The sequence below is a fragment of the Streptosporangium jomthongense genome, from assembly GCF_042650425.1.
Taxonomy (GTDB): Bacteria; Actinomycetota; Actinomycetes; order Streptosporangiales; family Streptosporangiaceae; genus Streptosporangium.
The window spans coordinates 635,511-657,134 of sequence record NZ_JBHSBC010000001.1 but is presented as its reverse complement, the minus strand read 5'-3'; the positions used below and the strand labels follow the sequence as shown (position 1 = coordinate 657,134).

At 71.3% G+C, this 21,624-nt stretch carries 18 protein-coding genes; 9 read left to right on the top strand and 9 right to left on the bottom strand.

Going from position 1 to position 21,624, the window contains the following annotated elements; translation table 11 throughout:
* Positions 1-48 precede the first annotated feature (48 nt).
* Complete coding sequence (locus tag ACFOYY_RS03065; protein WP_386187577.1) at positions 49-3,174, bottom strand: bifunctional cytochrome P450/NADPH--P450 reductase; 3,126 nt, start codon at positions 3,172-3,174, stop codon at positions 49-51.
* Positions 3,175-3,249: 75 nt separating this feature from the next.
* Between ACFOYY_RS03065 and ACFOYY_RS03060 the strand changes: the two genes are divergently transcribed.
* Positions 3,250-3,816, top strand: a complete 567-nt coding sequence (locus ACFOYY_RS03060) for a TetR/AcrR family transcriptional regulator (protein ID WP_386187574.1) — start codon at positions 3,250-3,252, stop codon at positions 3,814-3,816.
* A gap of 67 nt (positions 3,817-3,883) precedes the next feature.
* Positions 3,884-6,058, top strand: coding sequence for an SF1B family DNA helicase RecD2 (gene recD2, locus ACFOYY_RS03055; protein ID WP_362780487.1), 2,175 nt, complete (start codon positions 3,884-3,886; stop codon positions 6,056-6,058).
* A 47-nt stretch (positions 6,059-6,105) separates the two neighbouring features.
* Here the strand turns inward: recD2 and ACFOYY_RS42500 are convergent, their stop codons facing one another.
* The 5 genes from ACFOYY_RS42500 to ACFOYY_RS03030 form a co-directional block, all read right to left on the bottom strand.
* Positions 6,106-6,543, bottom strand: coding sequence for a cytochrome P450 (locus ACFOYY_RS42500; protein WP_449343608.1), 438 nt, complete (start codon positions 6,541-6,543; stop codon positions 6,106-6,108).
* Positions 6,544-7,405: 862 nt separating this feature from the next.
* Positions 7,406-8,398 carry an Lrp/AsnC family transcriptional regulator gene (locus tag ACFOYY_RS03045; protein ID WP_352015152.1) on the bottom strand — a complete coding sequence of 331 codons (993 nt, stop codon included), beginning with the start codon at positions 8,396-8,398 and terminating at the stop codon, positions 7,406-7,408.
* Positions 8,399-8,475: 77 nt separating this feature from the next.
* The gene (locus tag ACFOYY_RS03040; RefSeq protein WP_352015153.1) at positions 8,476-9,150 is read right to left on the bottom strand and encodes a FadR/GntR family transcriptional regulator; all 675 of its coding nucleotides are present in this window, start codon (positions 9,148-9,150) and stop codon (positions 8,476-8,478) included.
* 37 nt (positions 9,151-9,187) lie between these two features.
* Entirely contained in the window at positions 9,188-10,222 is a 1,035-nt protein-coding gene (locus ACFOYY_RS03035) for an MBL fold metallo-hydrolase (RefSeq protein WP_362909560.1), read from the bottom strand.
* Between the two features lie 118 nt (positions 10,223-10,340).
* A complete protein-coding gene (locus ACFOYY_RS03030; RefSeq protein WP_352015209.1) occupies positions 10,341-10,949 on the bottom strand; it encodes a TetR family transcriptional regulator in 609 nt (202 codons plus the stop codon).
* A 614-nt stretch (positions 10,950-11,563) separates the two neighbouring features.
* On the opposite strand from ACFOYY_RS03030, the gene ACFOYY_RS03025 reads away from it, so the two are divergent.
* Positions 11,564-11,971, top strand: coding sequence for an acyl dehydratase (locus ACFOYY_RS03025; RefSeq protein WP_352015155.1), 408 nt, complete (start codon positions 11,564-11,566; stop codon positions 11,969-11,971).
* Between the two features lie 17 nt (positions 11,972-11,988).
* Here ACFOYY_RS03025 and ACFOYY_RS03020 read toward each other — a convergent pair whose 3' ends face one another.
* Positions 11,989-13,737 (bottom strand): hypothetical protein, encoded by a 1,749-nt coding sequence (locus ACFOYY_RS03020; RefSeq protein ID WP_386187564.1) that lies wholly within the window; start codon positions 13,735-13,737, stop codon positions 11,989-11,991.
* Positions 13,738-14,017: 280 nt separating this feature from the next.
* Here ACFOYY_RS03020 and ACFOYY_RS03015 point away from each other — a divergent pair, with 280 nt between their 5' ends.
* The 5 genes from ACFOYY_RS03015 to ACFOYY_RS02995 all read left to right on the top strand — a co-directional run bounded on the left by ACFOYY_RS03015 (position 14,018) and on the right by ACFOYY_RS02995 (position 17,966).
* A complete protein-coding gene (locus tag ACFOYY_RS03015; RefSeq protein WP_386187561.1) occupies positions 14,018-15,121 on the top strand; it encodes an ABC transporter ATP-binding protein in 1,104 nt (367 codons plus the stop codon).
* Positions 15,114-15,776 (top strand): ABC transporter permease, encoded by a 663-nt coding sequence (locus ACFOYY_RS03010; RefSeq protein WP_386187558.1) that lies wholly within the window; start codon positions 15,114-15,116, stop codon positions 15,774-15,776. The genes ACFOYY_RS03015 and ACFOYY_RS03010 overlap by 8 nt, the downstream gene beginning before the upstream one ends.
* Positions 15,773-16,444: an ABC transporter permease gene (locus tag ACFOYY_RS03005; protein WP_386187555.1), complete on the top strand. Its 672-nt coding sequence runs from the start codon at positions 15,773-15,775 to the stop codon at positions 16,442-16,444. Before ACFOYY_RS03010 ends, ACFOYY_RS03005 begins: the two co-directional genes overlap by 4 nt.
* A 38-nt stretch (positions 16,445-16,482) precedes the next feature.
* Positions 16,483-17,409 (top strand): ABC transporter substrate-binding protein, encoded by a 927-nt coding sequence (locus tag ACFOYY_RS03000; protein ID WP_386187552.1) that lies wholly within the window; start codon positions 16,483-16,485, stop codon positions 17,407-17,409.
* A gap of 74 nt (positions 17,410-17,483) precedes the next feature.
* The gene (locus ACFOYY_RS02995; RefSeq protein ID WP_352015161.1) at positions 17,484-17,966 is read left to right on the top strand and encodes a flavin reductase family protein; all 483 of its coding nucleotides are present in this window, start codon (positions 17,484-17,486) and stop codon (positions 17,964-17,966) included.
* Between the two features lie 22 nt (positions 17,967-17,988).
* Here the strand turns inward: ACFOYY_RS02995 and ACFOYY_RS02990 are convergent, their stop codons facing one another.
* Positions 17,989-18,495 carry a MarR family winged helix-turn-helix transcriptional regulator gene (locus ACFOYY_RS02990; RefSeq protein ID WP_352015162.1) on the bottom strand — a complete coding sequence of 169 codons (507 nt, stop codon included), beginning with the start codon at positions 18,493-18,495 and terminating at the stop codon, positions 17,989-17,991.
* Between the two features lie 179 nt (positions 18,496-18,674).
* Here ACFOYY_RS02990 and ACFOYY_RS02985 point away from each other — a divergent pair, with 179 nt between their 5' ends.
* Positions 18,675-19,934 carry a multidrug effflux MFS transporter gene (locus ACFOYY_RS02985; RefSeq protein WP_386187547.1) on the top strand — a complete coding sequence of 420 codons (1,260 nt, stop codon included), beginning with the start codon at positions 18,675-18,677 and terminating at the stop codon, positions 19,932-19,934.
* On the opposite strand, the gene sppA is transcribed toward ACFOYY_RS02985, so the two are convergent.
* Entirely contained in the window at positions 19,903-21,603 is a 1,701-nt protein-coding gene (sppA, locus tag ACFOYY_RS02980) for a signal peptide peptidase SppA (protein ID WP_386187544.1), read from the bottom strand. The genes ACFOYY_RS02985 and sppA overlap by 32 nt on opposite strands.
* Positions 21,604-21,624: the final 21 nt, after the last annotated feature.

Below are 21,624 nucleotides of genomic sequence, written 5' to 3'. Positions count from 1 at the left end.
GAAAGGGCACTTTAGATATGGGGTGGAATGTCCTATCTCACCGCCGGGTCAGGCGAAGACGTCCTGCTGGTACCGGCCCTGGGCCTCCAGCTCGCGCAGCCACGCCTCGCCGTCGCCTCCGGTCCTGTCGTGGTGGATCTCCGCCAGGGCACGCCGTACGGCGGGAGCCATGCGGAGGCCGTCCCCGCAGACGTAGACGTGGGCACCCTGTTCTAGCAGCTCCCACACCCGGTCCGCCTCGGCGGCGACCGCGTCCTGGACGTACTTGAAGGGGTGTCCGTCGAGCGCGGAGAAGGCCGTGTGCACCCGGGTGATCCCGGCCTCCTGCCAGCCGAGCAGTTCGGCGCGGTAGAGCCAGTCGTGCTCGGGGTGGCGGCAGCCGTAGAAGACCTCGGCGGGTCCGGACGCCCCGGTCAGGGCCCGCTCCTCAAGGAAGCCGCGCAGCGGGGCGAAACCGGTGCCGGGGCCGACGAGGATCACCGGCGTCGCCGGGTCGTCCGGCAGCCGGAACGGCGGGCTGGGAACCCGTACGTATCCGTAGAAGACGTCGCCGGGCTCCAGGCCCGCCAGGTAGGCCGAGCACATGCCCCGGTAGGAACCGCCGCCCGACCAGGAGGGGCCCTCGACCAGGCCGACGGTGATCCTGATCCGCCGGGGGTCGGCCAGCGGCGAGGAGGAGACGGAGTAGTAGCGCGGCCTGATCGGCCCGGCCATCTCCAGGAAGGCCGGCAGCGGCAGGGTGATCGCCGGGAGGCGTTCGAGCAGCGTGAGCACCGAGACCCGCTTGGCGAGGATCTCGTCGGCGTAGGAGGCCTCAAGCTCGGTGAGCTGGCCCCTGGTCCAGGGGCACCGGGTGTGCTCGGCCAGGGTCGCCAGGTCGGAGCGGGTGGCCACCTCCTGGAGCTCGGCGAACTCGGTCAGCAGCAGCCCCGCGGTCACCGGGGTGTCGACGGGCAGGTGGGTCGTCCCCCTGGCGCGCAGCCGTACGACCTGGTCGCGGGGGACGTGGAGCTGACGCAGCGCCCACTCGACGAGTTCGGGGGCGTTCTTGGCGAAGACGGCGATGTGGTCGCCTGCCGTGTAGGACGTCCCCTCGGGCAGTTCGGCCACGATCGAGCGCACCCCGGGCCTGGGCAGCTCGCGGGAGAAGTCCCACAGGCCGGTGGGGTCGCCGGTCAGCTCCTCGGCCGAGACCACGGTCAGCGGGACCGCCTGCGGGGAGACGACCGCGGGCCGCACGTCGGCCTCGGTGAGGACGTCCATCTCGTAGCGGGGACCGGCCTTGGCCGCCGACGTGCCGTACTCGGCCGCCAGCGCCGCCCAGAGCCCTGAGGTCCACGCCGAGACGTCGCCGTCGAAGTCGCCGTCGGCGTCCGCCTCACCCCGCTCGACGAGCGGTACGGCTCCCGCCGCGGTGAGCTTGTCGAAGACGCGCCTGGGGAAGGCCTGGTAGGTGGGCCACTGGGTGTTGCCGCAGCCGAGCAGCGCGAAGCGCACCCCGTCCATGGCGGGCAGCCCCTCCAGGGCGTCGAACCGCTGGGCGTTGTCGGGGGCCTTGCCGTTGTAGGTCGAGGTGATCACCACGAGCAGCCCCTCGGAGGGCGGTTCGAGCTCGTCCAGGGTGGTCAGCGTGGTCGCGAAGCCGGAGCGCCCCGCGACCTCGGCCAGCCGTTCCGCGACGTCGGCGGCGGTGCCGAGGTTGGAACCGTACGCCACGGTGAGGCCGACTCCCGTGACGGCCACCTCCACCGGCTGTTCCCGGACGGTCTCCGCCGCCTCCACCGTCTCCGCGGTGCCCCGCTCGTGGGCCCTGCGCTCCCTGACCCGGATGGTGAAGTCCTCGGGCTTGAGGGTGAGCATCTGCTTGATCTTCATCCGGTAGGCGTCCGGGTCGGAGATCGCGAAGCGCTGCAGCACCATGGCCAGGGCCAGCCTGGCCTCGGTCAGCGCGAACTGGCGGCCGATGCAGGCCCGCTCGCCGTTGCCGAAGGGCTTGTAGGCGGCCGGGTGGTGGCCCTTCCTGTTCTCGGGGAGCCAACGGTCGATGTCGAACTCCTCGGGACGCTCCCACACCCCGGGGTGCTTGTGCAGCTGACCGAGCAGGACGACGGCGACATGGTCCTTGGTGATCGGATAGCCGCCGAGCTCGGTGTCCTCGAAGGGCTTGACGGCGAACGCCGGGATCGGGGACCACAGGCGCAGCGTCTCCTCCAGGACGCGCGGGATCACGTCGAGCTTCATGATCGTGTCGTAGGTCGGGACGGTGTCGCCGGGCAGTAGCCGGTCGACCTCGGCGTAGGCCCTGGCCAGCACGTGCGGGTTGCGCAGCAGGTTGTACAGCGCGAACGACAGCAGGCCGCTGGTGGTCTCGTGCCCGGCGATGAGGAAGGTCAGGACCTGGTTGCGGATGTTCTCGTCGGAGAGCCGCTCACCGCTCCGCGGGTCGGCGGCCTTGAGCATCAGGCCGAGCAGGTCCTTGGTGTCGCCCCTGCCGGTGCTCCTGCGCTGCCTGATGACGTCGTCGACCAGGTCCTGCATGACCTGGATGTCGGACCGGTAGGCCGTGTCCTGCCGCTTCTTGAGCTTGGTGACCAGGGGGAGCTGCCGGTTGCGGAGCATCGCCTCGGTCAGCGAGCGGCCCATCGCCTGCAGGAACGGGTGCAGCTCCGGCGACTGGAAGGAGTTGAACCGGTAGTCGAACCCGGTGAGGGAGATCGTGTCCAGGGCCAGCCTGGTCATGTCGTCGGGCACGTTGACCTCGTCGGAGATCGCCCACTTGCCGACCAGGTTCTGCGCGATCTCCAGCATCTGCGGGAAGTAGGCCTTCATCGAGCGCTGGCTGAAGGCGGGCATCAGGATGCGGTGCGCGTGGCCCCAGACCGGCTCGTCGTGGCGGGCGGTGAACAGCCCGTCGCCGCCGAAGTCGCGGACGATGGACAGCGGCGGGTCGATGCCCTTGTAGAAGCGTGTCTCGTCGCACATCTCGGCGACCATGTCGGGGTCGTAGACGAACAGGACCTTGCGGCCGAGCAGTTCGAGCTGGAAGAGGCCTTCCTCGGCGTATTCGGCGGCGAGCTTCCTGAAGTGCTCGTCGGGCGAGTGCGAGGGGATCTGGAGCGTGTTGCCGAGCAGAGGGAGCCCCTGGGGGGAGGGGATGGAACGGGTCACCGACATGGAACTCCTCCTTTACCGGGCGGCCTCCCGGAACCGCCAGCCATACACTGTATGTCTCAAGCTACCATACGGTGTATGGCAGTGAGTGCGCGAAGGGGACAACCCCTGACAACCCAGGAGATATACGCGGCCGTTCTGCGGCTGGTCGACGAAGGCGGGGTCGAGGGCCTGTCCATGCGGAAGCTGGCGGCCGAACTCGACGTCAACCCCATGTCGCTCTACCACCACGTGGAGAACAAGGACGCGCTGCTGCGCGGAGCCTGTACGGCCGTCGCCCTCGGGCTGCGCCTGCCCCCCGACGACGGAACCCCGTGGCGGGAGCAGCTGCGCGCGCTGGCCCACGCCTACCGCTCCATCGCGCTCTCGCACCCGGCCCTGTGGTCCTACGTCAACGCCCACCCCGACCTCGTCGAGCACGAGGGTGGCATGTGGGAGGTCTTCAACCGGGTCCTGGCCGCCGCCGGGGTCCCCGCCGGGGAACTGGTGCGCGTCCGCACGGTGCTCTACACCTTCGTCTCCGGCCTGCTGACCGCTGAGACAGGCGGCCTGCTCGCCGGGCTGGACCCGGATGGGGACGCCGAGACCACCTTCGACGCCGCGATCGACCTCATCCTGGACGCGCTGGAGTCCCGCGCCACCTGAGACTTGTCGCAGTCGCCCGCTAGTGTCCTGGAGAAGAGGTGCCGCACACGATTCCCGGGAGCGCACGGTGACCGTGCTCGCCACAGCGCGCGCGACGGAGCTCGAAGCCTCCGTCGAGCAGCTGGTCTACGTCCGCGACGACGAGTACACCGTCGCGCGGATGAGCGCGGACGACCAGGAGGGCGCCCCGGCGGCCTTCGTCGCCTCGGGGCGCGCCCTGGCCGGCGTGCAGCCGGGCGAGACGCTCAGGCTGACCGGTGAGTGGGACGAGCACCCCCGTCACGGCAGCCGCCTGCTGGTCAGGCGGTGTGAGCGGGTCGTCCCCTCGACCGTGCGCGCGATCAGGCTCTATCTCGGCTCCGGCCTGGTCCGCGGCATCGGGCCCCGCCTGGCCCACGCCATCGTCAGCCACTTCGGCGAGCGGACGCTCACGGTCATCGACACCGAGCCGGAACGCCTCACCGAGGTCGTCAACATCGGCGCGACCCGGCAGGCGCAGATCGTCCAGGCGTGGGCCGAGCAGAAGGCGGTCGCCGAGCTGATGGTCGTCCTGCAGGGCTTCGGGATCAGCCCGCTGCTCGCGGCCAAGATCTACCAGGTCTACGGAAACGACGCCCGCGAGATCCTCACCCGTGATCCGTACCGGCTGATCGGCCAGGTCAGAGGCATCGCCTTCCACACCGCCGACCGGATCGCGCTGCGCTCGGGGGTGCCGGAGAACAGCCCGCGCCGCCTCCAGGCCGCGGTGCTCGACCGCCTGGAGACGGCCGCGGCCCGCGACGGGCACTGCTACCTGCCGCTGACCGTCCTGCTCCCCTCGGCCGCCGCCCTCGTCGAGCAGGAGGAGGAGTCCGTACGGCGGGCCGTCGACGCGCTGGCCGCCGAGCGCGCGGTCGTCGTCGAGGAGTCACCCGCGGGGCCCGGCCTCGTGGTCTACGCCAAGGAGCAGCACGGCCGCGAGGTCGCCTTCGCCACGCACCTGACCAGGCTGCTGCGGGCCGCCTCGACGCTTCCGTTGCGGCCCTTCCCCGACGACGAGAGCCTGCACGAGGACCAGCGGGCCGCGGTGAACCTCGCGCTGACCAGCACCGTCTCGGTCATCACCGGAGGTCCCGGCTGCGGCAAGAGCCATACGGTGCGGGTGATCGCGGCGACCGTGCGGGCGATGGGCGGCGGGGTGACCCTGACCGCGCCGACCGGCAAGGCGGCCAAGCGCCTGTCCGAGCTGACCGGCCTGCCCGCGATGACCGTGCACCGGATGCTCGCCCAGCGGGCGGACCCCGAGGAGGGGACGCTCTTCCAGCGGCTGCCGACGGAGGCCGACCTCATCGTGGTCGACGAGGCGTCGATGCTCGACCTGCAGCTGGCCACCCGCCTGGTGGCGGCCATCCCCTCGGGCGGCCACCTGCTGCTGGTCGGGGACGGGGACCAACTGCCCAGCATCGGGCCGGGCAACGTGCTGGCCGACCTGCTCGGGGTCGAGGAGATCCCACGCGTCCGGCTGACCCACGTCTTCCGGCAGGCCCAGGACAGCGGCATCGTCAGGGCGGCCCATCGGATCAGGTCGGGCCGGCTGCCCGACCTGCCCGGCGGGGGCGGCTTCTGGTTCGAGGAGCTGGACGACCCTGAGCTGGTCGCCGACCGGGTGGTCCACCTGGCCACCGAGGCCATCCCCCGCAAGCAGGGCGTCGGCGGCGACCAGGTCCAGGTGCTGTGCCCGATGCGCAAGGGCGCGACCGGTACGGCCGAGCTGGGCCGAAGCCTTCAGGAGCGGCTCAACCCCGCACGCGAGGGTACGGCCGAGCACTGGTCGGGCCCGTCGGTCTTCCGGGTCGGCGACCGGGTCATGCCGATCCGCAACAACTACGACAAGGGCGTCTTCAACGGGGAGACCGCGACCGTCACGGCGGTGCTCCCGCAGGACCGGGTGCTGGAGCTGCGCACCGGCGACGGGGAGACCGTCCGCTACACCTTCGACGAGCTCGACGAGCTGACCCACTCCTACGCGATCAGCGTGCACCGCTCCCAGGGCAGCGAATATCCCTTCGTGGTCGCGCCCGTCGTGGCCGAGGCCGGGGGAGTGATGCTGCGCAGGGGCCTGCTCTACACCCTGGTCACCCGGGCGAAGGCGTGGGTGGTGCTGGTCGGTCAGCGCGAGGCGCTCGAACTGGCCGTGCGCCGTCTCGGCCTGCGCCGCAACACCGGCCTGACCCTGCGGCTCACGCTGGGCCTGCGCGCCTGAAGGCCCGCGGCGGACCGGTGGGCGGCCGCCGCAGGCGCGGGAGCGGGTCAGGAGAGGGTGACCGGCAGCTCCTTGATGCCGTTGATGAAGTTGGAGCGCAGCCGCCGGGCGGGACCCGCCTGGGTCAGGCCGGGGAAACGCTCGGCGAGGACCTCGAAGAGCACCCGGAGCTCCATCCTGGCCAGATGGTTGCCGAGGCAGAAGTGGGCACCACCCCCGCCGAAGCCGATCTGCGGGTTGGGGGAACGGCCGATGTCGAAGACGTCGGGGTCGGCGAAGACCTCCTCGTCCCGGTTCGCGGAGCCGTAGAACACCACGACCTTGTCGTTCTCCTTGATCTCCTGGTCGCCGATCACCGTGTCGGCGGTGGCCGTACGGCGGAAGAGGTTGACGGGGGAGACCCAGCGGACGATCTCGTCGGCGGCCGGGGCGGCGAGCGCGCGGNCCCCCCGCCACTGCTCGGGATGCTCGAAGAGGGCCAGCATCCCGCCGGAGGCCGCGTTGCGGGTGGTCTCGTTGCCGGCGACGACCAGCAGCAGCACGAAGAGGTCGAACTCGTTCTCGTCGAGGGTCTCCCCGGTGACGTCCGGCAGGAGCAGTTTGGTCGCGATGTCCTCGCGGGGCCGTTCGCGCCGTTCCGCCGCCAGCGCGTTGGCGTAGGCGTACACCTCGGCCGCCGCCGCCTGACCGGCGGAGGGGCCGGAGGAGTACTCGGGGTCGTCGGCCCCGATCATCTGGTTGGACCAGTTGAAGATCTTGTCACGGTCCTCGACGGGCGCGCCGAGCAGCTCGCAGATCACGTAGAGCGGCAGCGGGGCCGCGATGTCACGCACGAAGTCCACCGCCGGGAGCCCGGTGACCTCGTCGAGAAGCTGGTGACAGATGTCGCGGATGTGCTGCTCAAGGGCGTTGATCATGCGCGGGGTGAAGCCCCGGTTGACCAGGGAACGCCGCCGGGTGTGCTCGGGCGGGTCCTGGTTGAGCATCATGAGCCGCTGGAGCTCGCGCTGCTCCTCGGGCATCTCGTCGAAGAGCGCGAGTCTCCTGCTCGACGAGAACAGGTCGGAGCGCCGCGACACGTGCACCACGTCGGCGTGCCTGGTCACCGCCCAGAACGGCGGCCAGTCCCGCTCGGGCTCGCCCTCGTGCAGGTAGACGGGGGCGTTGGCGCGCAGCCAGCGGAACTGGTCGTGGGGTGCGCCGTCGCGCGCGTAGACGTCCTTGTCCACAAGATTGATGTCCATTTGAGTCCCTCCTAGGGCGAACCGTATGCGCATCTTCCCTGCGGCGCGCGTGCCTTCCGGTCTGCGAGAACCGGTGCCCCCGCACCGGTCTGAGGGACCCGGGTCAGCCGATCGGGCCCGCCCAGCGGTCGGCGACGCCGTCCCGCTTGATGATGAAGCCGCGTTTCAGCGGCAGGAGGGTCATCGTCGTCTCGATCGCCCTGATCCCGGTCAGTCCGCCGATCTCCCTGAGGATCTCGTAGAGCTCGGAACGGCCGGGGACGGCCACGTGGGCCACGAGCTGGTGGTCGCCCGCCACCGCCAGGACGTATCTCACCTTCGGCAGCCTGGCCAGGGCGTGGCCGACCGTCTCGACCTCCCGCTCCGCGACCCGCAGCCAGAGCGCGGCCTCGATCGGCAGGCCCAGGTAGGCGGGCTCGATCTCCGCGCGGATGCGCAGGATGCCCCTGCGGAGCAGGGAGTCCAGCCTGCGGCGGGCGGTCGACTCGCTGATCCCGGTGGCCGCCGCGATCTCCGCGTGGGTGGCCCGGCCGTCCGCGGCGACCGCGGCGATGATCCGCTCGTCCTCGGCGGAGGGGGTGTCACCGGCGCGCTGGAAGCGCTCGGGCAGCGGCGTCCACTGTTCGAGGAGTCCCTCGATCTCCTGCGGGGTGAGCACGTCCACGTGCCACTCCTGGGGGGTCTTGAAGTAACGCAGCGCCGGGTAGGTGGTGCTCTCGACCACCCCGTCGATCGAGGGGATGTCCCGGAAGATCAGATCGACCAGGGCGTCGTCGGCCACGCACAGTTCCGCGGTGCAGTCGGCGGAGCCGGAGACCAGCGAGACGAACCGGGTCTGGGGCAGCTCGGCCAGCGCGGCGCCGACGTCGATCACCGAACCGGGCCGGCAGCGCAGCCGCAGGATCGCCGAGCCGATCCGGCGGTCGTCGACCACTCCGACGACGGACAGGACGCCCGCCTCCGTCAGCCGGGTGGCCCGTCTGGCCACGTTGCGGGTCGACTCGTCCAGCACTCTTCCGATGCGGTCCCAGGTGGCGCGTCCGTTCACCTGAAGGGCGGCCACCACCCGTAAGTCGGCTCCATCGAGTGGCTGCATGGGGGGCATCCTCGTCGTCGGGGAATCGTTCCGCCCCAAGAGTACGGCTTTGTGATCTTTTATGATGCGATATCCGCTCAGGCGAGCACGCTACGAAGCCACTCCTCGACTCCGGCGACATGGACCGTGGCCCAGGCGCGCGCGACCTCGGGCTGCCGGGCGGCGATGGCCTCGTAGATCGCGGTGTGCTGCTCACGCGTCCTGGTCAGGGCGTTCTCCCTGGTCAGGGCCCGCCAGAGCCTGGCCCGCGTGGTCGGCCCCGACAGGCTCTCGATGAGGGAGCACAGCACCGAGTTCCCCGAACCCGCCGCGATGCGCCGGTGGAACTCCAGGTCGTTGGCGGTCAGCTGCTCGACGCTCGGGTTCTCGGGCAGCCGGGTGAGGATCTCGTGCAGCTCGGCTATCTCGGCCTCGGTCATCCGGGTGGCGGCCATCGCGGTCGCCTCGGGCTCCAGGATCCGGCGGACCTGGAAGAACTCAAGCGCCGTGTCGTCCTGGTGGAAGTCGACCACGAACGCCATCGCGTCCAGCAGCAGGCGAGGCTCCAGGCTGGTCACGTAGGTGCCGTCGCCCTGCCGTACGTCCAGCACGTTGATCAGCGCCAGGGCGCGGACGGCCTCGCGCAGGGAGTTGCGCGACAGGCCGAGCCGTTCGGCCAGGTCGGCCTCCTTCGGCAGCCTGCCGCCAGGGGGGATCTCGCCCTCCAGGATCATCTGCTTGATCCTGTCGATAGCGGTGTCGGTGACCGCCACGCTTCGTCCTCCCTGGTCACGCTCAGACATCGGATGTCTATGAGTGTACGGTGAAGCGCACCATATCTTCCTTGGGGTCCCCCTCGGCGGTACGGCGGACCCGGCCCCGCACCTCAAGGGCGCGCAGGTGGGCGGCGGCCTCGGCGGCGGCCATGCCGCGCAGCATGGAGGGCAGGTCGTCCCAGGAGCGCTTCCAGGTCATCCGTGAGGCGATCTCCCAGATGGTGAGCGGCTCGCCCGCCTCGGCCAGCAGGGCCACCAGGGAGGTGAGTTTCTCCTCGTGATGCGCGCCGATCGCCCGCGCCCGCTCCGCCGTGTCCTGAAATATCCACTCATGGGCGGGCAGGGCTTCGAGCGGTCCCAGCTCCGCCACCTTCTCCAGCGAGGCCAGGAAGTCCCCGAGCGGGTCCATGTCGGTCCGGTCGTAGGGGTAGACGCCGATGTGCGGGGTGATGCCCGGCAGCACGTGGTCCCCGGTGAAGAGCCGGTCGGCGTCCTCCAGGTGCAGGCAGACGTGACCCGGGGTGTGACCGGGGGTCCAGACGGTGCGGAGCCTGCGCCCGGGAATGTCGATCATGTCGCCGTCGCGCAGCGTCCTGTCCGGTGCGGCGGGGGGCTCGGGACGGTAGGCGGTGGTCACCGCCTCGATCTCGGCCGCGCCGGCTCCCGCCCGGCGCAGCATCCCGGCCCGCTCGGTGCGCTGGGCGTCCTCCTCGGCCTCGCGCATGGTCCCGACCAGCTCGGCGTCGGCCTCGTGCATGGCGATCCAGGCCCCGGACTCCTGCCGCACCTGACCGGCGAGTCCGGCGTGGTCGGCGTGGAAGTGGGTGACGACGACCCCCCTGACCTCGCGGATGTCCATGCCCGTGGCGGCCAGCCCGTCCCGCAGGGCCAGCCAGGCGTCGGGGTGGTTCCAGCCCGCGTCGACCAGCACCGGCCCGGCGGGGGACTCGATCGCGTAGATCAACGTGTATCCGAGGGGGTTGCCGGGGATCGGCACGGGCACGCTCCACACCCCGCCACCGATGTCGGTCGGACGCTGTTCGCTGTAGGGCCTGCGGAGGGATTTCAACGGCGGCGCTCCCTGTCTGTCGGCGTCGTCCCGGCGGCTCCACGGTCCAGGGGGTTCCCGGCGCGTCGCTCTAGAACGTTAGTCTGTTCGCCTCGCCGACAGTAACGCGTGCCGGCCTTCAGGGTGAAGGCGGGGCGGGGAAATCGGCGAGCAGCCGGGTGGCGGTGATCTCCAGATGACGCTGGACCTGGTCGTAGGTCCGCTGCCCCCTGAGCATCGCCAGCAGTTCGTGCACCCAGACACTCGTCAGCGAACCCGCGAGGACGCGCTGCTCCTCGGTCACCGTCCGCGCGTCGGGCTCGTGCCCGGAGACACGCAGCAGCAGGCCGGTCACCCGCTCGGCGAACGGGGTGTCGATCTCCGCCATGATCAGCGAACGGACGAGGGCGTCGGCCAGCTCGGGCTCGCGCATCAGACCCCGGGTCGCGCGCATCAGCACGTCCACGGCACGGCCCGAGGGGGTGGTCGTGGCCGGGGGCCTGCGCTCGACGCTGCCCTCGATCAGGTCGATCTCGTCACTGACGACCGCGACGACCAGGTCCATCTTCGAGGGGAAGTAGCGGTAGAGCGTGCCGAGGGCGACCCCCGCGCGCTCGGCGACGGTGCGCATCTGCATGGCCTCGACGCCGCCGAGGGAGGCCAGGGCCGCGGCGGCCTGGACGATGCGCCTGCGGCGCTGGTGCTGGCTTCTCGCGCGGACACCGCTCGGGTGCGGTTCGCTCTGCATGCCGGATGCCCCCTCGATCGTGGCCGGTCCGGCGCCGCCGGTGGCCGGGGCTCCGCCGGGGCGCGGGGCGACCGGGAGACCCACGGCCGCACGCGGGGTACGCATGAGAACACGTTATCTGACCTTCGCCCGCTCCGGTGGGTTATCTGTCAGTTACAGGGGATCTCTGTCTCCACATGTCACGCGTGTTATGGAGCCCTGTCGTCACCATGGGGCAGGTATGGGGCGGGGTGAAAAATGTAATTGGTTCTACCCCACTGCGCGGAAGTCCTCGGGTACTGGATTTTCGCCCTGGGGAGGGAAAAACCAGCCCGACACATGCGAGCCGTACCCTCCGGAAGGCAGGGGGAAAGGCGGGACCGCCTTCTTCTGGAAGGGTGTGCCGGGGGCGGGACGCGTCGGGTGCGGTCCTTCCCCCACCGACCGGGCCGCCGGGCCGTACGGCGTGGCACGTCGCGGGAGCGCGGTTGTCACGGCGAGGACCCGCGGCCTCGCCGTGCGCCGTGACCCCCGGCGCCGGGAGGACGGTGGTGGTAACTGCCGGAAGGTGTGTGGGCGGTGGCGGCGTCGTGGGCCGCCCACCTGGAGAAGTGGGTATCGGTATGCCGTCGTGTGTGACGTACCGCCAGCAGGATGACGAGTCGGCTCGCAGGTGCGGGCCTCCCGGGAAGGAGGCGGCGTTCGTCGAGGTCGGAACCCTTCTGCCCACCGCCACGATCACGCTGACCTCGACCGCGGGCCTCGCCCCGCCGCACCGTGACCGCCCTGAGGGCGGCCTCCTCGACATCCTGACCACGATGGGCCTCGTCGAGCGGTACGTCACCGACTGGGCGGGACCGGAGGCGCTGGTCCGCGGGATCAACGTCAAGCTCGGCCTTCCCGCCCACGCCGGGGAGACGCTGGCCCTCACCGGGACCGTCATGTCCCGTGAGGGCGAGAGGCTCACGGTGCGGGTCCTGGGACAGATCGGCCTCGGAACACACGTCTCGGGCACCGTCCGTCTCGCCTTCCCCGACCACTGAGGGCGCCGGGCCGGGCGTCAGGGCGTCAGCGGGGTGGGCATCGCGAAGAAGACGAGCATCGCGATCGCCACGCAGACCACGCAGATGACGAAGCCGAACAGCTCCCACGCCCAGTCGTGGCGCTGCCCGCCCCGCCTGGCCTGCCCGCGCCTGCGGCGTGCCCTCCCGCCCAGCCGCGACAGGCGTGTGGCGGGGGCCTTCTCCGAGACGCCGGCGGTCTCGGGTTCTGCGGGGATCTCCCGAGGGGAGTCCGGCACGCCGGAAAGGTCTTCGGGAAGGCCCTCGGGGAGGGGCGCGCGGGCCGGGGCGTCGTCGCCGGGCTGCTCCGCGTGCGCGCCGCGGTGCGCGCCCGTTCTCCTGGCGCTCCGGCCCGGCCTCCTCGCGTGCCTGGCACGGTCCCCGGAGTCCGTGAAGTCCGAGGAGTCCACAGGGGCCTCCGCAGAGGCCTCCACGGTGCCCAGCTCGTCGGTCCGCAGCGGCCAGCCGGCCGGGGCGGGCCGTACGGCCTCCGGTTCGGGGAGGACCGGGGCGGCGGCGTCCAGTTCCTCGGCCCGCAGCGGCCAGCCGGGCAGCGGCGTCACGACCCCGGAGGCCTCGAAGACGGCGAAGTCCTCGGGGGCCGTCTCCCTGGGAGCGGCGGCGACCAGTTTGTCGGAGTGCTGCCTGGGCCTCGGCTCGGGGGTGAACGGCTGGAACAGGTCCTCGGGGGCGCCCTCATGGCGGGTGGCGGGCGCGTCGTCGAGCACGTCCCCCGGGATCGGGGCGGACAGCGGCTTCGCCCCGCGCGGCTTGGGCCGCTGGAGCCTGCGCCGGGGAGTGCGCGGGACGATCTCGTCGAGCGCGCTCAGCACCGAGTCCTTGAGCTTGGGCATCGGCTCGGTCGTCGCCTCGTGCGCGGAGACGACGTCGGGGTCCGGCGGGGAGAAGGGGTCGGGGAAGTTGTCCCGCGCGGGCGCGGCGGGGAAGAAGTCCGCGGGGGAGAAGGGCGGCGGCAGCTCCGGCGTGGCGAAGACGCTGGTGCTGGTCAGGGCGTCGGTGTCGGCCAGCGGCAGCGGCCAGGCGGGCGGCGTCGGCCACAGGGGCCTGAGCGAGACCGGCAGCGCCGGGGTCCGCGTGGGGGAGGCCGGGGGAAGCGCCGGCGCGCCGGGGAGCCCCAGAACGGCCGCGCGCAGTCCGGCGGGCGGGACGGCCCACGGGGCGCGGACGAGCACGTCCCTGATCGGGGCCACACCGAGCGCGCCGAAGGCGTCGGCCAGGTGGGCCGGGACCCTGGCAGAGACCAGGGCGAGCTGGAGGGACTGGGCGAAGCGGCGGCAGGCGCTCACGGTCAGCTCGTCGGCCGTGTCGGCGGCCACGTCGAGCACCCAGGACAGCTCGGCGGTGTCCATCTCGCGCACGCCGGACAGGTACAGCACCTCGCGCTGGTGCGGGCGCAGGTCGTGCAGCACCCGGTCGACGAAGAGGGAGACCGGGTCGGCGCCGGGCAGCGGGGCGGCGTGGACGACGTCCCGCTGGTGGATCTCGCGGCGGGCGAGCGCGTACAGCGCGGCGCGCGGCGGCCGTGCGTCGGAGACGGCACCCGAGGAAGCATGAGTGGAGGCGCCAGAGGAGGTGAGGGTGGCGAAGACGGCCGCCAGCGCCGTGCCCGCGGCCCCCGGATCGCCCAACTGGTCGTGGCAGTAGGCGAACAGCCCGGCGGCGTGTGTGTCATAGAGCTCGGTAATCAGTTCGCCGCGCGAGCGCTGACCGAGGATCGGTTGGTTCACGAGACCGGTTCCTCTGGGGTCGTGGTGAGAAGCGAGGGCGAAAAGCCCGTGGTACGTGTGACTGGAGGGGTCGATGTCCACGATATGGGTAATCGTGGTGAGACGCCGAGATTCTGGGCACTATTGAGTGCTCTTTTGCTCGATATCTCACGATCCCGGATGACTTGGCCGGGGGGACGGGGTCGAATGTCGGAGGGCCACCGTAGGCTGTCGGTCGGACAGATCATGGGGCGGTTGTGGCAGGGGGGCCGCGGCCCTGCCGAGAAGCATGGGGTTGCGCATGATCACATTTGACGGGGTCACCAAACGCTACGCCGACGGGACCGTGGCCGTCGACCGTCTCAGCCTTGAGGCGCCGACGGGCGAGATCACGGTCTTCGTGGGCCCCTCGGGATGCGGCAAGACCACCTCACTCCGCATGATCAACAGGATGATCGACCCGTCGGAGGGCCGTGTCCTCCTCGACGGCGTCGACGTCACGACCATCGACCCACCGGCCCTGCGCCGGGGCATCGGCTACGTCATCCAGCAGGCGGGCCTCTTCCCGCACCGCAAGATCGTCGACAACGTCGCGACGGTGCCCCACCTGCTCGGCTGGAACAGGAAGAAGGCCCGCGACCGCGCGATGGAGCTGCTCGAACGGGTCGGCCTCGACCTCGGGCTCGCCGAGCGCTACCCCTTCCAGCTCTCCGGCGGGCAGCAGCAGCGTGTCGGCGTCGCCCGCGCGCTGGCGGCCGACCCGCCGGTGCTGCTGATGGACGAGCCGTTCAGCGCGGTCGATCCCGTCGTGCGCACCAGCCTGCAGGAGGAACTGCTGCGGCTGCAGGCCGAGCTGAACAAGACCATCGTCTTCGTCACCCACGACATCGACGAGGCCGTCAAACTCGGCGACCGGGTGGCCGTGCTGCGCGTCGGCGGCCACCTCGCCCAGCTCGACGACCCCGCGACCCTCCTGTCCAGGCCCGCCGACGACTTCGTCCGCGAGTTCCTCGGCCGCGACCGGGGCATCAGGCGCCTGTCGTTCGTCCCCGGCCAGGAGGTACGGCTGCGCACCGACCTCACCGCGCCCGCCTCCGCCGAGGTCGCCGGGCTGCGCGCCGCGGCCGGTCCCTGGCTGGCGGTGCTCGACGAGGACGGCAGGCCGCTCGGCTGGGTCAAGGTCGCCGACCTGCCCGCCTCGGGCACGCTCGCCGACGTGCGGCCCGCGCCGTACGGGACGTTCGTCAGGGGGCGCGACTCGCTGCGCGCGGCGCTCGACGCGACACTGCTGTCCCCGTCGGGGTGCGCGATCGCGGTCGACGACGCCGGGCGGGCCGAGGGCGTGGTCACCCGCGAGGCGCTGAACGAGGCGCTCGACCGGGTCGCCGGGGGCGCCCATGCGTGAGGAGCCGCTGGTCCGCTGGGACTGGATCGGGCGTAACTGGCCCTCCATCCAGTCCCTGCTCGAAGATCACATCGTCATGTCGCTGGTGCCGATCGTCGTCGGGCTGCTCGTCGCGCTCCCGCTTGGGCTGGCCTGCGTCCGCTGGCGCGGGATCTACCAGCCGACCATGAGCGTCATGAACGTGACCTACTCGCTTCCCTCACTGGCCGTCTTCGTCATGCTCATCCCGGTCACGGGCCTGGCCACCAGGGCGACGGTCATCGTCCCGCTCGCCTTCTACTCGCTGGCGGTGCTCATCCCGGCGGTGGTCGACGGGCTCGGCTCGGTTCCCGACCACGTGCGCCAGTCCGCGGTCGCCATGGGCTTCACCCCGCTGCGCAGGCTGTTGCTGGTCGAGCTGCCGATCGCGGTCCCGGTGGTGCTGGCCGGGCTGCGCGTGGCCGCGGTCTCCAGCATCAGCCTGGTCAGCGTGGGGGCGCTGGTGGGCAGGGGCGGTCTCGGCTACCTGTTCATCGACGGCTGGCAGCGGCAGTTCTACACCCCGATCATCGTGGGCGTGGTGCTGGTCGTGCTGCTGGCCGCGATCGCCGACGCGCTGCTCGTGCTGGCCCAGCGGCTGCTCACCCCGTGGTCACGGGCGAGGGGGACGACATGAACTGGCTGGTCGACTTCTTCGGCGACCCGGCCAACTGGTCGGGCCCCGACGGCATCCCGGTACGGCTGGCCGAGCACCTGCAGTTCTCCGCGATCGCGCTGCTGCTGGCCATGCTGGTGGCGCTGCCACTCGGGCTGTGGATCGGGCACACCGGCAGGGGGGCGCTGCTGGTCGTGCTGAGCGCCAACGCCGCCCGCGCCCTGCCCACGCTCGGCCTGCTGGTGCTGGTCGTGCTGCTGGCAGGCCTGGGCACCGACCTGCCGGTGCTGATCCCGCTGGTCGCGCTGGCCGTGCCGCCCATCCTCGTCAACACCTACGAGGGCGTCAGGGGTGTCGACCCCGACCTGAGGGACGCCGCGTACGGCATGGGCCTGCGCGGCGGCCAGGTCCTGGGGCGGGTGCTGGTGCCGGTCGCGCTGCCGCTGATCCTGCTGGGCCTGCGGCTCGCGGCGATCCAGGTGGTGGCGACCGCGACCGTGGCCGCCTTCGTCGGACTGGGAGGCCTGGGGCGCTACGTCGTCGACGGGTTCGCCACCAACGACTACCCCCGCACCCTCGCCGGGGCGGTGCTCGTCGCCCTGCTCGCCCTGCTCGTCCAGCTCGTCTTCGTTCTGATCCAGAGACTGGTGGTCTCACCGGGGGTGAGGCGGCGTAACGCCGTACGGTAATGTCACCTTTACCTCCCGCCTTAGAAGGGAAAAGCACGATGAAGCGCCTTTTCAGCACCGTGGTGGTCACCCTCGCCGCGGCGCTCACACTCAGCGCGTGCGGTGGCGGTGATCCGCTCACCAACACCTCCCCGACCCCGGCAGACTCCGGGGCCGCGCCGGCGTCCGGGGGTGGCGGGGGCAAGGTCGTCGTCGGCTCGGCGAACTTCCCGGAGAACGTCCTGCTCGCCGAGATCTACTCCCAGGCCCTTGAGGCCAAGGGAGTCCAGGTCGAGAAGAAGCTCAACATCGGCAGCCGCGAGGTCCTCTACGGGCAGGTCAAGAGCGGCGGCCTGACCATCCTGCCGGAGTACGTCGGCTCGCTGCTCGCCTTCATCGACAAGTCGGCGACCGCCAAGAGCAAGGAAGACGTCGTCGCCGCGCTCAAGGAGAAGCTCCCCGCCGAGCTTGAGATCCTCGAACCCGCCGCGGCGGAGGACAGCGATTCACTGACCGTGACCAGGGAGAACTCCCAGAAGATCGGCCTGGTCACGATCGAGGACCTGTCCAAGATCGCCAAGAACTCCACCGTCGGCGGCCCGCCGGAGTTCCAGGCCCGCCAGGAGAAGGCCCTCAAGGACGTCTACGGCCTGGAGTTCAAGGAGTGGAAGAAGACCGGTGACGCGACCGCCGACGCCATCAAGGACGGCACGATCGAGGTCGGCAACGTCTTCACCACCGACCCCAAGGTGATCATCAACGGCCTGGTGACGCTGCAGGACACCAAGCACGTCTTCGGCGCGGGCAACGTCGCGCCCCTGGTCAACAAGGCCGGGGTGAACGAGACCGTCACCGGCACGCTGAACGCGGTCTCCGCCAAGCTCGACACCGCCGGGCTGCTCGGGCTGATGAAGCGCGTCTCGATCGACAAGGCCGACGCCGCCGCGGTGGCCAAGGACTGGCTGACCCAGAACGGTCTCGCCTGATTCTCGCCGGTCTTCCAGCACGGCCCGTGCCGCCCCGCGGCGCGGGCCGTGCGCCGTTTCGGAATGATTGACCCATGAACGAGTTCGTCGAGGCCATGGGTCAGGTGCCGACCGCTGTGACGGTCGTCACGGTGAAGGACGAGCGCGACGACGTGGGGGCGACCGTCGGCACCTTCACCTCGGTCTCGCTCGATCCGCAGCTGGTCATGGTGAGCATGGACAGCGGCGGCTACCTCAACGAACTGCTGCTGCGTCGTGACCGCTGGGCCGCCAGTGTGCTGTCCGGCGGGCAGAAGGCGATCGCCAGCCGGTTCGCCACCGCCGGCCGTCCCGGCGCCCGGCTCCTGCTGGCCGGAACGCCGCACCACCGGGGCGAGCTGAGCGAGGCACTCGTCGTGGACGGCGGCGTGACCGCCCTGGAGGCCGAGACGATCAAGGTCGTCCCCGCCGGGGACCACACGCTCTTCGTCGCCAGGGTGCTGGCCGTCGACTACGTCACCCCCGGCCTGACCCCTCTCGTACGGCTACGCGCCCGCTACCGCCCGGCCGGCGGCTGAGCCCGCCGTACCGGGGGCGCGTTCAGGGGGCCGTCATGTCGCGCAGGCCCGCCTCCATGACCTTGACCAGCTGGGTGAGCCCCTCGATGATCTGGGCTCGCTGCTGGGCGGTCATGCCGCTGAGGAGGCGCACCTCGACGGCGAGCTGCTGCGGGAACAGCGTGTTCACGACCTCGCTGCCCTCGTCGGTGAGGTGGACCAGGGCGGCCCTGCGGTCGGCGGGGTTGGCGGTGCGGCTGATGTAGCCACGCCGTTCCAGCTTGGCCAGGGTCTTGCTCAGTGCGGCGGGGGAGCGGCTCATCTGCCTGGCGAGCTGCCTGGCGATCGTCGGCTGTTCGGCGTACCGCAGCCGGAGCAGCACGTCCAGCTCGGGGGAGGTCACCGAGGCGCCGGCGAAGAGTGGCTCGATGGCCAGGTCGAGCAGCGCCTGAACCCGTTTCAGCGGGCCGACGACCTCCATCGAGGAGGTGTCGAGGCCTGGATACATCTGCCGCAACCGCTCGTACACCTGCTGGGCGGGGGCTTGCATGAGCCCTCCAATTCGTTAACCTATAAACTACTTATATCCGTTAACTAGTTAACTACCTGTTGCCGATGTCGCCCATCGTAGCGGCGTCACGTTCGCCCGGTGGCGAGAAAGCAGTTCGTGCCATGCCCAAGGACCCCCCTCTCGCCGCCCCCACAGCGACAGACACAGTGACAGACGCAGTGACAGACGCAGCGACCGGTGAACGGCCGCCGGAACACGTCGGACGGCTGCTTGTCGTGCTCGCCGCCCTCGGCGCCGTCGCCCCGCTGGCCACGGACATGTACGTCCCCGGCTTCCCCGGGCTGGTCCGGTCTCTCGGCACGACCGAGTCGTCGGTCCAGCTGTCCATGACGGCCTTCCTCATCGGCCTGGCCGTCGGGCAGATCCTGCTCGGCCCGGTCAGCGACGCCGTCGGCCGCCGTAAGGTCCTGCTCGGCGGCGCGACACTGTTCACGGTGTTCTCGCTGGTCTGCGCGCTGGCCCCGAACGTCGACGTGCTCAACGTCGCCCGCCTGCTCGAAGGCGTCGCGGGGGCGGCGGGCATGGTCGTCGGCCGCGCCGTCCTCACCGACCGCTTCCACGGTACTCCCGAGGCCCCGCGTCACTTCGCGACCCTGTCGGTGATCGTGTCCTTCGCCCCGATCGCCGCCCCGGTGCTCGGCGGAGCCATCCTCGGCGTCGCCTCCTGGCGGGTCGTCTTCGCGGCGCTCGCGGGCTTCGGCGTCCTGCTGGTGCTGGGCGTCCTGGCCTGGGCGCCGGAGAGCCTGCCCGCCTCCCGCAGGCACTCGGGCGGGATCGGCACCACCTTCAGGGCCATCGCCGGGCTGTTCGGCAGGCGCGCCCTCATGGGGTACGTCCTCACCTCCTCCTTCTGCGGCGCGGCCCTGTTCACCTACATTGCGGGCTCGGCGTTCGTGTTCCAGGACGTCTACGGCGTCTCACCCACCCAGTACAGCCTCATCTTCGCCGTCAACGCCCTCGGCATGCTGGTCGGCGGGATCGTCTTCGGGCGGGTCGCCTCCCGGGTCAGGATCAACGCCCTGCTGACCGTGGGCCTGGGCACCGCCCTGGCGGCGACGGCCGTACTGCTCGTGGTGCTCCTCACCACGGGCGGCGGGCTCGTCGTCACCTGGGTCTGCTTCTTCCTGGTCATCGTCGGCTTCGGCCTCGTCCTGCCCGCGAGCACGACCATCGTCCAGGCCCTCGGTCACGACGCCCCGGGAGCCACCTCCGGCCTCCTCGGCGGCACCCAGTTCGTGCTGGGCGCCGCCGCCTCCCCGCTGGCGGGCCTGTTCGGGACGGACAGCCCGACGCCGACGGCCGCGGTCATGCTGGTCGCTCTCGCACTGGCCGCCCTGGCCCTGGCGTTCGCCCGTCCGTGGCAGGGCCACGGAGAGCCGGTACGGCTCAGCGGATCGTCCACGACCCGGGAAGCATGAGCGGCCCGTAGGACGGCAGGCCGAGCTCGGCGGCCAGGTGGGCCAGCGGCCCCCACGACTCAAGGCGCAGCCGCGTCATGGCGGCGGCCTTGTCCTCGCTGGAGTCCGCCGGGCGCAGGCGCTCGATCGGGTTGAGCCGGGGGTAGGCGCGCACCGGGGCGTCCTCGGCCAGACCGCCCTTGCGCCGGGCCAGGGCGAGGGCGTCCTCAAGGCCGCCGAGCACGTCGACGAGCCCGCCCTCGTGGGCGTCGGCGCCCGTCCAGACCCGGCCCCTGGCCAGCTCGTGGACGCGCTCCCGTGACAGGCCGCGCCCCTCGGCCACCTTGTTGACGAAGTCGTCGTAGACCCGGTCGAGCCAGACGTTGATCCGCTCCCACTGGGCCTCGGAGAAGGCGTGCGTCGAGGAGAACATCCCGGCGTTGGCGCCCTCCCCGACCGACTCGGTGGAGACACCGATCTTGTCCAGCAGGCCGCCGATGACGGCCTTGCCGCCGAACACGCCGATGGAGCCGGTGAGCGTGCCAGGCTGGGCCACGATCGCGTCGGCGGACATCGAGACCATGTAGCCGCCGGAGGCCGCGACGTCGCCCATCGAGACGACCACGGGCTTGCCCGCCCTGCGGGTGAGCACGACCTCACGCCAGATGGCGTCGGAGGCCACGTAGGACCCGCCGGGGCTGTCCACCCGGAAGACGACGGCCTTGACGTGCTCGTCGCGCCGGGCGGCGCGCAGCGCGGCGCAGACGGTGTCGGACCCCATCGCCTCGCCGCCGCCCAGGGGGCTGCGTCCGCTGCGGCCCAGCCGGATCGGGCCGCTGCCGTGCACCAGGGCGACCGTCTGGCCGCCCGGCTGCGGGAGCTTGCCCGCGATCGGTCCCTTGGCGTAACGGCCGACGTAGAGCAGCAGGGGCTCCTCGCCCGCGGCCCTGCGCACCTCGTCGTAGACCTCGTCGCGGTAGGCGAGCCGGTCGACGAGCCCGGCCTCGACCGCCTCGGCGCCGATGAACGGCCCCCGGTCGATCAGCTCCCTGACCTTGGCGGGTTCGAGGCCGCGACCCTCGGCGACACCCGCGACGACCTGCTCGACGACCGACTCGGTGATGCGGCCCAGCGACTCGCGGTGGGCGTCGGTCATGCGGTCCTGGGTGAAGGTGTTGGCGGCCGTCTTGTACTCGTGTCGCTGGCCGATCTGGTACTCGACGCCGAGCTTGCCGAGCGCGCCCCGCAGGAAGCGCTGTTCGAGGGAGACGCCGGTCAGCCCGACGTCGCCGGAGGGCTGCAGGTAGACCTTCTCGAAGGCGGTGGCCAGGTAGTAGGGGACGGTGCCCGCGCCGAACTCCCCGAAGGTCTCGGAGAAGGCCACCGTCAGCTTGCCCGCCTCCCTGAGCCGGGTCACCGACCGCCGTAGCTCCTGAACCGTCGCCAGGCCGAGGGGCCGGGTGCCGACCTTGACGATCAGCGCCCTGACCCTGGGGTCCTTCGCCGCGCGCCGCAGACCGGAGAGCACGTCGGCCAGCCGCGTCTTGCGCATGGACAGGATCGCGCCCAGAGGGTCGGCGGGAGGCCCCTCGAAGAGCCCCTCGGTGAGGTCGAGCTCAAGGACAAGCGGAGCGGTCCGCCGCTGCCTGAACCGGTCGACGGTGTCGATGATCACCTTGGTCGCATCCATGCTTGACACCCTAAGCGACGT

Bases quoted from the DNA above. Each gene is read 5' to 3' on its own strand.
- ACFOYY_RS03015 (WP_386187561.1), top strand. From the start codon at position 14,018: ATGATCACATTTGACGGGGTCACCAAACGCTACGCCGACGGGACCGTG.
- ACFOYY_RS03005 (WP_386187555.1), top strand. From the start codon at position 15,773: ATGAACTGGCTGGTCGACTTCTTCGGCGACCCGGCCAACTGGTCGGGC.
- ACFOYY_RS03030 (WP_352015209.1), bottom strand. From the start codon at position 10,949: ATGCAGAGCGAACCGCACCCGAGCGGTGTCCGCGCGAGAAGCCAGCAC.
- sppA (WP_386187544.1), bottom strand. From the start codon at position 21,603: ATGGATGCGACCAAGGTGATCATCGACACCGTCGACCGGTTCAGGCAG.
- ACFOYY_RS02990 (WP_352015162.1), bottom strand. From the start codon at position 18,495: ATGCAAGCCCCCGCCCAGCAGGTGTACGAGCGGTTGCGGCAGATGTAT.
- ACFOYY_RS02995 (WP_352015161.1), top strand. From the start codon at position 17,484: ATGAACGAGTTCGTCGAGGCCATGGGTCAGGTGCCGACCGCTGTGACG.
- ACFOYY_RS03045 (WP_352015152.1), bottom strand. From the start codon at position 8,398: ATGCAGCCACTCGATGGAGCCGACTTACGGGTGGTGGCCGCCCTTCAG.
- ACFOYY_RS03000 (WP_386187552.1), top strand. From the start codon at position 16,483: ATGAAGCGCCTTTTCAGCACCGTGGTGGTCACCCTCGCCGCGGCGCTC.
- ACFOYY_RS03060 (WP_386187574.1), top strand. From the start codon at position 3,250: ATGGCAGTGAGTGCGCGAAGGGGACAACCCCTGACAACCCAGGAGATA.
- ACFOYY_RS03010 (WP_386187558.1), top strand. From the start codon at position 15,114: ATGCGTGAGGAGCCGCTGGTCCGCTGGGACTGGATCGGGCGTAACTGG.
- ACFOYY_RS03065 (WP_386187577.1), bottom strand. From the start codon at position 3,174: ATGTCGGTGACCCGTTCCATCCCCTCCCCCCAGGGGCTCCCTCTGCTC.